The organism is Pseudoalteromonas sp. AOP7-A1-14 (assembly GCF_052376275.1).
Lineage (GTDB): Bacteria > Pseudomonadota > Gammaproteobacteria > Enterobacterales > Alteromonadaceae > Pseudoalteromonas.
The window spans coordinates 1-11259 of the sequence record NZ_JBQSVO010000118.1 but is presented as its reverse complement, the minus strand read 5'-3'; the positions used below and the strand labels follow the sequence as shown (position 1 = coordinate 11259).

The window sequence follows — 11259 nt, the reverse complement described above, 5'->3', positions numbered from 1 at the left end:
CATGTTCAGGGCTTTTTTATTATATTTACAGTGGCTTATCAATCAGTTTAATGGCGTCGGCTGCGGGTAATGGTTTTGACTTTAAAAAGCCTTGGCCAAAATTACACTGGGTGTTTCGTAAAATAGCTAATTGCTGCTCTGTTTCTATCCCTTCTGCAACGACATCTAACTCTAATGATTGCGCCAAGGATAAAATGGCATCAACTAAAGGGTTTTGACCGTGATGTAAATGGTCAATAAAGCTCTTATCAATTTTTAGTACATGAATGGGTAATTGATGAAGGTAACCTAGTGCCGAGTAACCAGTGCCAAAATCATCAAGGCATAACTTTACTTTTAATGGTGCAAGCCCTTGAATAATATCGGTGGCTAAGGCAAGGTTTTCGATTAATCCTGATTCGGTTATCTCCAAGCATAAAGATCCCAATGGCAACTGGTATTTATTATAAATAGCATGGAGTTGCGAAACAAAGTCGAGGCTTGCAAAGTGCCTTGAAGAAACATTAACAGTAATACGTAAAAAACGTTTACCTTGCTGATGCCAGAGGGCTATATGTTGCGCGGCTAAGTCTAATAAGTGTAAGTCGAGATTGATTATTTGCCCGGTATCTTCCGCTACGGGGATGAAGTCATTAGGCGACACAAACCCTCTTGTAGGGTGGTGCCAGCGTACAAGGGCTTCAAAGCCCGTTATCCTACTGATTTGAATTTCAAATATAGGTTGAAAATAAAGTTCGAACTCGTTTTGCTCTATGCCTTGCTGTAAGTCATTTTCAATATCAGCATGGTTTTTCAGCTTTTTACGCATGGTATTATTAAAAAACTTAACTTGTCCACGTCCTGATGATTTAGCTTCGTACATGGCTGCATCAGCTTGTTCTAATAGCTCAAATGCTTTGTCGGTGTCTTGTATACTAAATGCGACCCCAATACTGGTAGAAGCTTGTAATAAATAGCCATCAATATCCAGTGGCTTAGCTAATGATTTTTTAATACATCTTAATGCTTCATAGACTTGGTTTTTATGAGTAATATTTTCCATAAAAATGGCAAATTCATCACCACCAAGACGAGCAAAGGTATCGGTATTACGAATTGATTTTTTTATAACGCTGCAAATAGTTATTAAAAAATGATCACCTACTTCATGACCAAGCGAATCATTAATACTCTTGAAACGGTCTAAATCAAGATATAACAAACAATGCATGGTATTTTTTGGTGAGCGAGTGAGGCGCATAATGGCGTGCTTTATCCGTTCGATGAGTAATGAGCGGTTGGCAAGGCCTGTTAATTCGTCATGTAATGCTTTGTGCTCAAGCTCTTGTCGAGAAAGTTGGCGATCAATAGCCATACTGACTTGGCGGCTTACATAAGTGAGTAAATCGAGGTCGTGATGATTGTAGTGGTGTGCGCTGTTATAACTTTGAATAACAATAACACCACTTATTTTGTCACTGACTTTAAAGGGAACTCCCAGCCATGACTCTGCTTCTCGGCCTATCATTTTGAAGTGGCCTTCGTCTATGTGTTGTTGATACTGTTCTTTAGACATCAGCATTGGAGCGTCAGCATTGAGCAGATAGTAAGAGGCTGTATCTTTTAATTGCTCTTTCGATATTTTGGTGTGCACACTTGAGCGCACGCCTTCCTCGATAATATAAACAATTTCTAAAATATCTACTTGCTTATTGTAAAGGCCAATAAAGAAGTTATCGGCACGGACTAAGGTGGTTATAATATTATGAATAGATTCAAAAAAAGTATCTAAGTCATTGGCTTGGTAAGTTAAATTAGCGATTTGCAGCATGCTACGCTCAAGTTGCTGGGCAGCGTTTAACTGAGTCACTGTGGCTTGAAGGTTACTAACTGTTTTTACATGGTTTATTTTAGCGCTTAGCAGATGCGCAACAGTGGTTAGAATTTCTAAGTGTGCATCTGTAAAGTAATTACGAGCGGGGTGTTCGCAGTCAATGACACCGAACACTTGCTCATTATAAATAAGCGGAACGCATAATTCAGAAAGCGCAGGGCGTGAATCTGCAATATAGCGCTTATCTGTTGTAACATCACCAGTCATTACAGGCTGGCTTGTTGAGGCAACATAGCCCGTAATACCTTGATCAAAATTAATCGTTTTTCGAGTTATATTATAACTACCTATTTTGTCATCTATTCCTATCGATGCTACTTCAAATAGTTTTTTTTTATCTGGCTCGGCCAAATATATCACGCACTCAACAAAGCCTAAGCGTTTTACCACTTGTGAGGCTACATACGCAAATAGTTCATCTAACTTTTCAAGTTGTAATAGGCTTGATGAAAACTGGTTAATAATGCTTAGTTGCTCAGTTTTAATTTCAAGCGCAGAAGCAAAATCAGGTTTTTTTGACATAGGCAATAGGGTTAATACAAACTAATTTATTTAGTACATGCCTATAACGTTAACCCAGTATTAATTTATTAACAAAGTAATTATAGAAATAATGACTTGAAATAACGTGTTTTTATAAAGTTCTTTGTGCTTTAACGTATTAATATGAATAAAATCTTTACTCAGTTACATCAGAACAATATGATCAACTAAATTCAGCTGTGGGAAATAGACTTATGAGTAACTCAGGACCAATTAAATTATCTACATTAACTCTGACACGTCCAGATGATTGGCATATACATTTACGTGATGGTGATCAGTTAGTGGATACTGTGCGCGATGTAAGCCGTTACATGGGTCGCGCGATTATAATGCCAAATTTAGTGCCCCCAGCGACCTGTACCGACACTGCTCTTGCCTATCGAGAGCGTATAATGGCAGCAAAGCCACAGAATAACTTTGAACCGTTAATGGTACTTTACCTCACGGATAAAACAACGCCTGACGAAATTCGTAAAGCCAAAGCCACAAGTAAAATTGTAGCTGCAAAATTATATCCTGCAGGGGCAACAACTAATTCTGATTCGGGTGTTACATCTATTAAAAATATTTACCCGGTACTCGAAGCAATGCAAGAAGTGGGGATGTTATTACTGGTACACGGGGAAGTAACTGATTCAGCTATTGATATTTTTGATCGTGAAAGAATTTTTATTGAAACCATCTTAGCTGATGTGGTGGCAGATTTTAGCGAACTTAAAATTGTACTTGAACACATTACGACCAAAGAGGCCGTGGAGTTTGTGAAAAGTGCGTCTGGAAATGTGGCTGCAACTATTACTGCTCATCACTTATTATATAACCGTAACCATATGCTTGCCGGCGGCATTCGGCCACATTATTACTGCTTACCTATTTTAAAACGTAATATCCATCAGCAAGCGTTGATTGAAGCCGCTACCAGTGGCAGTGAGAAGTTTTTCTTGGGTACTGATTCAGCACCACATTACAAAAACAAAAAAGAAGCTGCATGTGGTTGTGCTGGTGCTTATACTGCGCATGCTGCATTAGAGTTGTACGCTGAAACATTTGATGATGCTAATGCGCTTGATAAACTTGAAGGTTTTGCCAGCCACTTTGGTGCTGACTTTTATAATTTACCACGCAATACAGAAACCGTTACTTTAGTGAGAGAACCTTGGCAAGTACCTGCTAGCTACCCGTTAGGAGACTCGCATGTTGTGCCTATAAAAGCACAAGGCACAATTGATTGGCAGGTAAAGTGATTATTTAAAGCATCAAATAACTGCATATTAATTTTATTTATATGCAGTTATTGCTTGTAAAATCAGCAATTAAGCCTACGTTGCATCCTGTCTAAAATATTTATCAATTAATAGAGCTAAAACGAATTTATTGTGTTAACCTTAACTTGCTTTGAGTTTTTGCGTATAGAATTTATGGTTAAAGTACGGCGTTTATGGTTACCTGTTTGGTCAATTATTACTTCCTGTGCCTTACCCCAAAGATTTTTTGGGCATTCACTCAGGGAAGGTTATAGCCAATTTATGGCTGAATTTTAAATTTTGACTTACAGGAAAACATGGTATGTCAACTACTGGTAAAGTTAAGTTCTTCAACGAAGCTAAAGGCTTTGGTTTCATTGAACAAGAAAATGGTCCTGACGTGTTTGTACACTTCAGTGCTATCACTGGTTCTGGTTTTCGCACTCTTAGCGAAGGTCAAGCAGTGACATTCAGCATCAAACAAGGTCAAAAAGGCCCTGAAGCTGAGAATGTAGAAGTAGCATAATTTATTTTATGTGAACTATGTTCATCTTGGTGAAGCAGGTCTCTGTTTCACCATAATCTCTCCTCTTTTGATAATTTACCCTAATTCATACTAATCTAATGTAACATTACTTCTTAATTAATGTTTTATAGTAATGACTAAAGTCAAAGTAATCCCTCGAATATATACATGTAACTTCTCAGTATTAATGATTAACTTTTGATAGTTGAGATAACACGCGTATTCTTCTAATAGCATTTAATATCTATCATCAATGTCCTCACTAGCATCTCATTATTGATGGGTAACTGAATCTGTTTGTGCATTAGCTACAGTGAACTTATTTATAATGATTTTACAGTCGACACCGCATAGCTAATCCAATTAGTAACTTAAACAGCAACAATATAAATTACAAGCTACCTTCAGTTTGTTAAAGTCGAAAATACCGACTTAAAAGAGTGCCTATTTCATAAGACTTAAGCATGTTAGTAAATTACATATATAATAGTCATTTATCAGCATTTTGATTTACTACTAGGTTGTTTTATAGGCTAACAGAACTAGGCGTAGAATAAGTATTTAACTATGGCTGTAAAGCATAACTATCTCTTAGTGTAAAAATTGCACATTTATCTATTTTTTTATCAATTGTATTCATCGTCTCTATTTTTTTTTACGTCTTTATACACAGCAAAAAAAATTAATTAATGTTACATTTATGTTTTTTAATGCATTGACTATCAAAATAACTCAACGTTGCATAGGGTTACACTGGTATTATTAAAGTGTGTATTATTAAAGTGTGCTTTGTTATCACTGTGTTAAATTATTATTTCTTTTTGTGCTGGATGAGTTGATAAAGATAATTTATTTATTGTTAATTCTAAACATGAAGTTGACAGCGTGCATTGCATTCAGCATTATTGGATAGTTGATATCCGTTAAAGATATCTGGGTTGTCCTCTTCGGAGGGTAATTTAATTATAAAAGTAACATTACTTAATTGGTTGGGAACTATGTCTGTTAAAATCAGAAAGAGTCTTGTAGCAACTGCGTTGGTTGGCGCTTTTGCATTTGCAAGCAGCAATGTGATTGCAGATCCTTTGAAAGATGTGCAAAACGCAGATCAACAAATTCAAAAGTCTGCTGTTAAGTCTCAAACTAAAATTGACAATATCTTCGGTCAAACTCAAGATCTAGTAGCTGAGTACCGTGGCCTTGTTGATGAAACTGAGCTTTTAAAAGTATATAACGATCACGTAGCACGTTTGGTCGCAGACCAAAACGATTCTATTGAATCGTTTGATCGTCAAATAGCAACTATAGACAACACTAAGCAAAATGTTGTTCCTTTGATGTATCGCATGATCGATACGCTTGAGGAGTTCATTCAAGCGGATGTTCCGTTTAACCTTGAAAATCGTATGGGACGTGTTGAAACACTTCGTGACATTATGGCTTCATCGTCAGTTACGACTTCTGAGAAATTCCGTCAGGTACTTGAAGCATATACAGTAGAAGCTTCTTACAGCTCTGCCGTTAATGCAACACAAGGTACTTTAGAGTCAGAAGGCAAAAACATTAACGTTGATTTCGGTCGTTTAGGTCGTATCACTTATGTTGCGCAATCATTTGACCTTAAACACGCTTGGGTTTGGAATAACAACACTAAACAGTGGGAAAAATTAGGTGAAGAATACCTTAACCCTGTTAAAGAAGTGATTCGTATGGCGCGTAAACAAGCGACATTAGAACTTGTTAAACTACCAATCTTTGGCGCGGAGTAATCAATAATGAAGAAACTATTTAAAGGTTTTGCTGTTGCAGCAGTACTCTCTGTTTCTGCAGGTACCGCGCTTAACGCACATGCAAATACTGATGCTTTAGACAAAATTCTTGAGCAAGTAAAGCAAGAACGTATCTCTGAAGGTAAAATTAATAAGCAACGTGAGCAAGAATTCCTTTCAGCTCGTGCTGATAAGCAAGCGTTACTTAATAAAGCGAAAAGCCAATTAGCTGATGAAAAAGCACGTGGTGATCGTTTAAGTAAAGAATATGCACAAAACGAAAATACTTTAGCGGAAAAAGAGCAAGCTCTTCAAAACGCTCAAGGTACGTTAGGTGAGATGTTTGGTGTTGTACGTCGTGCAGCAGCTGATGCAATTGGTTCAATTGAAGCATCACTTGTTTCTGCTGAAAAGCCAGGTCGTGCTGAAGTTTTACGTTCACTAGCGGCAGCAAAAGAGCTTCCAACAGTACGTGAACTTGAAGAGCTTTGGATTGCATTACAAACTGAAATGACTGAGTCAGCTAAAGTTTCTACATTTGAAACTGAAGTTGCTGGTCTTGACGGCAATTCTTCAATGAAGGAAGTAACACGTATTGGTAACTTCAACTTAGTTACAGATGAAGGTTACTTAATTTATTCACCAGAAACTAAATCGATTCAACCTTTAGGTAAACAGCCAGATAGCTATATCCTAGACGGTATTAGTGATTTAGAAGGTACGTCTTCTGATAACTATGCAGGTGTTTATGTGGATCCAACTCGTGGTGCTATATTACGCATCAATACGCAGAAAAAATCGCTTATGGAATACTATAAGCAAGGTGCGGAAGTTGGTTACATCATCACAGCATTGCTAATCGTTGGCCTATTAATCTTCTTAATTCGTTTCGTTGATTTAACCATGACTACGGGTAAAATTAAGAGCCAGCTTAAAAACCTATCTGCTCCGAATTCAAATAATCCACTGGGTCGTGTTCTTAAAGTGTACACTGATAACAAAAACCAAGATGTTGAAAATCTTGAGCTTAAACTTGATGAAGCGATTCTACGTGAAACGCCACGCATCGAAGCGGGTATCAACATTATCAAGATCTTGGCTGCTATCGCACCATTACTTGGTCTACTAGGTACTGTTATCGGTATGATCTTAACATTCCAAACAATCACATTGTTCGGTACAGGCGATCCGAAGATTATGGCTGGTAATATCTCTCTAGCTCTTGTAACTACAGCGCTAGGTCTAATTGCAGCATTACCACTTATTCTACTTCACTCAATTGTTGCAGGTCGTAGTAAGTCGGTATTACACATCCTTGATGAGCAAAGTGCTGGTATCATCGCGTCTCACGCGGAGAAGGAGAAAGCCTAATGCTAGTCCTGATGGAGTTATGGGAATCTGTCAGGGATTTTGTTGGCACAGGCGGCCAGGTTTTATACGTGGTCGCGATAGCACTCTTTCTTATGTGGGTATTAATGATTGAGCGCTATTGGTTCCTACTTTCTGAATTTCCTCGTGTATCGAAGGAAATTGTAGGAAAGTGGGATGCCCGCCAAGACACTACGTCTTGGTACGCACACAGAATCCGTGAAGCATGGATTTCTGAAGCGTCTGAAAAATTAGATCAGCGTATGTTGTTGATTAAAACATTAGTGGCTATTTGTCCATTAATAGGCTTACTCGGTACCGTTACCGGCATGATCTCAGTATTCGAGACTATGGCGACACAGGGTACAGGTAATGCGCGTTTAATGGCATCTGGTATTTCAATGGCAACAATCCCAACAATGGCTGGAATGGTTGCGGCACTATCTGGAGTTTTCTTTAGCTCACGCCTTGAGGCAAGAGCGAGAGTGGTGAAAGCCAAACTTATAGATAGCATGCCTCATCACTAGAGAGAGAATTAAATATGGCACGTAAACAACGTTTTCGTGAAGAAGAAGAAGCAGCGGTTGATATGACGCCAATGCTTGACATCGTATTTATCATGCTTATTTTCTTTATCGTAACAACATCGTTCGTTAAAGAGGCTGGTATAGAGGTTAATAAACCAAAAGCAGCCCAAGCTACAAAGCAAAAAAATGCTAACATTTTTGTTGCTATACGTAGTGATGGTGCAATCTGGATTGATAAACAGCAAATTGATGTTGAACGTATTTCAGCAAAAATTGAGAGTTTATTAGCAGAACAACCTACTGAAGTTGTAATTTTGCAGGCTGATAAAGAAGCAAAACATGGCACAGTGGTTAAAGTTATGGACCAGATAAAAGCAACAGGTGATAACCTGAGAATTTCAATAGCTGGAGATCAGTAATGATTCGTTTTCTGTTTTCACTGATTGCAGGTGGGGCAGTTACTTTCGGCTTGTTCTACTTTATGGCGTACCTCATCTCCGGTGGAGCTGACCGTGCGACTGAACAAAAAGAGCAAATTGTAGTCGAAATTATGACGAATCCGCCTGAATCTAAGGTGCAGGAGAGGAAGCGTGTTCCGCCTCCGCCTCCACCACCGCCTAAGCAGCCGCCTAAACCGCAGCCGCCTCAGCCGGAAAATAATAACCCTAATCCGGGAGCTATGTCATTTAATATGGGTAGCATCGATGTGGGGAGTTCATCCGGTGGCCTAAGTGGTCCAGGTGCATTTGGACGTGATGGTGATGCGACACCTATCGTTCGTATTGAACCAAAATATCCAACACAAGCAGCACGTGATGGTAAAGAAGGTTGGGTACAACTTTCGTTTTCTATCGATAAACTGGGTGGAGTTACAGACGTTGAAGTTATTGACGCTGAACCTAAACGCATATTTGATAGAGAAGCTAAACGTGCATTGCGTAAGTGGAAATATCGTCCTAAAATTATTGACGGTGTAGCGCAAGTACAAACTGGTTTACAAGTACAGTTAGACTTTAAACTTAACCAAGGCAACTAAGGAGGCAAGTAATGAGAAATTTATCTAAAGTAACAGCACTTGCTCTAGTTATGTCTTTTTCGGGTGCTGTTGTAACAGCACCTGCTTTGGCTGCTGCCGATCCCGCTAAAGTTGAAGCGAGAAAGAATGCAAAAACCAAAGTAATGGGTGAGCGCGTTGGTAAAAAGGTTATTAAAGCGTTTGACCTGTACGGCGAAGATGACATTGATGGTGCACTTGCTATATTACAAGAACTTGACCCTTCGGATGAGTTTGATAAAGCAACAGTAAACCGTTATCTCGGTAGTATGTATGGTCAAAAAGAGCAATACCAACTTGCTATTAAACACTTAAAGCTAGCTGTAGCTCCTGATATTTTAAACTTTAACGATCATCAGCAAGCGTTAAAAACATTAGGTGATTTGTACGCTGGTACTGAACAATACACGGAAGCTAAAAAAGCTTATTTAGCTTGGATGGACTTCACAGGTGAAGAAGACGCCACTGTTTATACTCGAATAGCGCAAGCTAATTTCCAGTTAAAACAGTTTGAGGACGTAGCCGAGCCTGCCGACAAAGCTATTGCACTGGCAGAAGAACCGAGTAAAGGTCCTTACCAGTTGAAAGTTGGCGCCTATTTTGAACTTAAACAATATCAAAATATGGTTGAAGTAGCTGAAGAGGTTGTTCGTCAGTGGCCAGAAGATCAAAAAGCATGGGTAACCCTTGGTAAGTTTTACTTACAAACTGAGGATTATTCACAAGGTCTCGCTACTATGCGAGTTGCTTATAATAATGGCTACCTTGAGAATGAAGTAGAGTACAAAGTACTTTCTAACTTTTATTCTTTAAATGAAATCCCTTACAAAGCAGCAGTTGTGCTTGAAAAGGCGATGGATGAAGATAAAGTTGAACGTAATAAGCAAAATGTGAGAGCAGTGGCATCAAATTACCACCGTTCGAAAGATGTGCTTAAAGCGGCTAAGTATTATGAAGAAGCAGCTAAGTTTGATGACGATGCAGAGCTTTATCGTAAAGCAGGTTCACTACTTTTGGGTTCTCAAAAGTATAATGAAGCGGTTCTACGTTTAAACAAAGCATTGGAGTTAGGATCTGATAAAAAAGGAACTATCTATTCTGATTTAGCTGAAGCTTTCTACTATCAAGAAAAGTACAAGCAAGCTTATGCTGCTATTACTAAAGCTATGGACGATCCTCGCACACGCAAGTTTGCGAAAAGCTGGTCTGTATTTATTAAAGATAAAGCCGCTCGCAACGGTGTTAAGATTTAATAGCTAATTGTTTTAGTTTATAAAAAAGCCCCTATGGGGCTTTTTTTTATGGAAGTAAATGAATGAAAAAATCACTGTTATTAATTTTTTTATGGATCAGTACATTGGTAGCTTGTGGTGGTTCAGATGTACCTTTCTCATCTAAAGCTGATGCGTTTAAAGCGCTTTATTCACTCAATCAGGCCTTACACCCGCAAACTGAAATTAAAGTGCAGTATTGGCCTTTTACAGCAGCGTATCTTGAGCGGCGTCATTTAGTATATAAAAAAATAAATTTGTTAGATTTAACACCTGATCAGCAACAAGAACTAAATTATTTAATTATTGCGGAGCGGTTCCCGGAGCGTTTCTTTGCTTGGCCGGCTTATGTGTCAGTTATAAAAAATAGCATGCTTAGTCACGCATTAGAATCACAACAAATAGCATGGCTGGACTTTGCACAAAAGCAGCTTGTTGAAGCGCGTAAAAGCGGTTTAAAACTTAATAGATTAGAGCTGGCGGCAATAAAATCTCAGCTAGAAGAGCTGTTACCATCAACAAATAAGATGCCAAAATTACAACAAGCCCTTACTAAATTTAATGATTATTTAGCTAATTACTCGCCGCGTGGCAGTATTGGCTTGAATGGACTTACGAATGGTAATTCGTGGCATCAAAGTAAATTAAATTATTTTTCTGGGCAAACTTTAGCGCCGTTAGAGTGGCTAACTGCTATACAAGCAAAGCTTAAAAAAATGCCGGCAAGTCAACTAGATTATTCATTTAAGCGAAGTCATGCGGAGTCTGTTGCAGAGAAGTTATTAGCAACTAAAAATACTTTACCAGGCTTTGATTGGCAGCAAGGTTATTTTAATCTGCGCGCCCAAGCTCAACAAAGTGCTTTATCAGCAGCAGAGCAACAGTTTTGGCTGACACTAATGGAAACTGACATTGGTGTCCATTACCATCATTGGAGTAAGTCTCAAGCATTATTAAATCTTAAAAAAAGATTAAGTACTGACGATAATACTGCTAATTATTTACTTGAAGATATTGTGTTTTACCCGGGGTTTAGTTTTATTTTTGCAAGATACATCAGTACTAGCGATTAAACCTTAAT

10 protein-coding genes are annotated in these 11259 nt (G+C 38.4%); 9 read left to right on the top strand and 1 reads right to left on the bottom strand.

Annotated features, from left to right (window positions below; translation table 11 throughout):
• Positions 1-25: 25 nt before the first annotated feature.
• Positions 26-2395, bottom strand: a complete 2370-nt coding sequence (locus tag ACT3RM_RS15000) for an EAL domain-containing protein (protein ID WP_441995199.1) — start codon at positions 2393-2395, stop codon at positions 26-28.
• 215 nt (positions 2396-2610) lie between these two features.
• Here ACT3RM_RS15000 and pyrC point away from each other — a divergent pair, with 215 nt between their 5' ends.
• The 9 genes from pyrC (at position 2611) to ACT3RM_RS14955 (ending at position 11251) form a co-directional block, all read left to right on the top strand.
• Positions 2611-3663, top strand: a complete 1053-nt coding sequence (gene pyrC, locus ACT3RM_RS14995; RefSeq protein ID WP_441836010.1) for a dihydroorotase — start codon at positions 2611-2613, stop codon at positions 3661-3663.
• A gap of 322 nt (positions 3664-3985) precedes the next feature.
• Positions 3986-4189 carry a cold-shock protein gene (locus tag ACT3RM_RS14990; RefSeq protein ID WP_441836011.1) on the top strand — a complete coding sequence of 68 codons (204 nt, stop codon included), beginning with the start codon at positions 3986-3988 and terminating at the stop codon, positions 4187-4189.
• 998 nt (positions 4190-5187) lie between these two features.
• Complete coding sequence (locus tag ACT3RM_RS14985) at positions 5188-5958, top strand: DUF3450 domain-containing protein (RefSeq protein WP_441833657.1); 771 nt, start codon at positions 5188-5190, stop codon at positions 5956-5958.
• Positions 5959-5964: 6 nt separating this feature from the next.
• Positions 5965-7329: a MotA/TolQ/ExbB proton channel family protein gene (locus ACT3RM_RS14980; protein ID WP_441833656.1), complete on the top strand. Its 1365-nt coding sequence runs from the start codon at positions 5965-5967 to the stop codon at positions 7327-7329.
• On the top strand, positions 7329-7853 hold the full coding sequence (locus ACT3RM_RS14975) for a MotA/TolQ/ExbB proton channel family protein (protein ID WP_441833655.1): 525 nt from the start codon (positions 7329-7331) through the stop codon (positions 7851-7853). Before ACT3RM_RS14980 ends, ACT3RM_RS14975 begins: the two co-directional genes overlap by 1 nt.
• Positions 7854-7867: 14 nt before the next feature.
• The gene (locus ACT3RM_RS14970; RefSeq protein ID WP_441836012.1) at positions 7868-8272 is read left to right on the top strand and encodes an ExbD/TolR family protein; all 405 of its coding nucleotides are present in this window, start codon (positions 7868-7870) and stop codon (positions 8270-8272) included.
• Positions 8272-8889, top strand: coding sequence for an energy transducer TonB (locus ACT3RM_RS14965; protein WP_441836013.1), 618 nt, complete (start codon positions 8272-8274; stop codon positions 8887-8889). Before ACT3RM_RS14970 ends, ACT3RM_RS14965 begins: the two co-directional genes overlap by 1 nt.
• 11 nt (positions 8890-8900) lie before the next feature.
• A complete protein-coding gene (locus ACT3RM_RS14960) occupies positions 8901-10160 on the top strand; it encodes a hypothetical protein (protein ID WP_441836014.1) in 1260 nt (419 codons plus the stop codon).
• 62 nt (positions 10161-10222) lie between these two features.
• Positions 10223-11251, top strand: a complete 1029-nt coding sequence (locus ACT3RM_RS14955; RefSeq protein ID WP_441836015.1) for a hypothetical protein — start codon at positions 10223-10225, stop codon at positions 11249-11251.
• Positions 11252-11259 lie beyond the last annotated feature (8 nt).

Coding starts and splice junctions, on each gene's coding strand:
- ACT3RM_RS14975 (WP_441833655.1), top strand. CDS start 7,329: ATGCTAGTCCTGATGGAGTTATGGGAATCTGTCAGGGATTTTGTTGGC.
- ACT3RM_RS14960 (WP_441836014.1), top strand. CDS start 8,901: ATGAGAAATTTATCTAAAGTAACAGCACTTGCTCTAGTTATGTCTTTT.
- ACT3RM_RS14990 (WP_441836011.1), top strand. CDS start 3,986: ATGTCAACTACTGGTAAAGTTAAGTTCTTCAACGAAGCTAAAGGCTTT.
- ACT3RM_RS14955 (WP_441836015.1), top strand. CDS start 10,223: ATGAAAAAATCACTGTTATTAATTTTTTTATGGATCAGTACATTGGTA.
- ACT3RM_RS14970 (WP_441836012.1), top strand. CDS start 7,868: ATGGCACGTAAACAACGTTTTCGTGAAGAAGAAGAAGCAGCGGTTGAT.
- ACT3RM_RS15000 (WP_441995199.1), bottom strand. CDS start 2,395: ATGTCAAAAAAACCTGATTTTGCTTCTGCGCTTGAAATTAAAACTGAG.
- ACT3RM_RS14985 (WP_441833657.1), top strand. CDS start 5,188: ATGTCTGTTAAAATCAGAAAGAGTCTTGTAGCAACTGCGTTGGTTGGC.
- pyrC (WP_441836010.1), top strand. CDS start 2,611: ATGAGTAACTCAGGACCAATTAAATTATCTACATTAACTCTGACACGT.
- ACT3RM_RS14980 (WP_441833656.1), top strand. CDS start 5,965: ATGAAGAAACTATTTAAAGGTTTTGCTGTTGCAGCAGTACTCTCTGTT.
- ACT3RM_RS14965 (WP_441836013.1), top strand. CDS start 8,272: ATGATTCGTTTTCTGTTTTCACTGATTGCAGGTGGGGCAGTTACTTTC.